Consider the following 686-nt stretch of genomic DNA (forward strand, 5'->3'; position numbering starts at 1 on the left):
GCCAAGGGTCAATCGGGGCCGCAATGGTGGATTTGAAATTTTTCCACACTGATGTGTTATTCATGATGAACCTCCGGCTGTGAGGCAGGGCTTGTCGGCGTCAGTCCGTAGGCAGATTGGAAAATGCTGGTAATAGGCTGATGCTTGTCCGTTGTTTCAGTTTTGGCTAAATCTGACTCAAGGCCGTCTGAAAACTGTTGCGGCTTGACGTGAAGCATATAAAAATCAGTCATTTCACGGGCCAATGGCGCGGCATACGCACCCCAGCCGCCGTTTTCCAAAATAACGGCAATGGCAATTTCAGGTTTTTCCAATGGCGCAAACGAGATAAACCATGCGTGGTCGCGGTGTTGTTCGCGCAGGGCTGCGGCATTGTAGCGGCCGCCTTGTTTAATTTGTACGACTTGGGCTGTACCGGTTTTACCGCCCATCGTATAGGCGAGTCCGCCACCGATACGGTGCGCCGTACCACCCGGTTTCAATACCTTTTCCATTGAGCGTTTGACGTATTCGAAGTTATCGGCTTTGAACGGAATTTGACGCTCAGGATTGGGGTTGATACGGGTAATTTTGCGCGCGCCGAAATCCAATACTTCTTTGACCAAATGCGGCTGATAAACGACACCGTTATTGGCCATAGATGCTGTCGCATGTGCCATTTGCAAAGGCGTGTAGGCGTTGTAGCC

Annotated in this window: 1 protein-coding gene; it reads right to left on the bottom strand. The window is 50.9% G+C overall.

What is annotated here, in order from left to right; translation table 11 throughout:
- Positions 1 to 56 precede the first annotated feature (56 nt).
- Positions 57 to 686, bottom strand: a 630-nt coding sequence (locus tag ACTHUM_RS16875) for a penicillin-binding transpeptidase domain-containing protein (protein WP_440403538.1), incomplete at its 5' end; no start/stop codon positions are given.

It is taken from the genome of Neisseria sp. P0021.S006 (assembly GCF_051956895.1).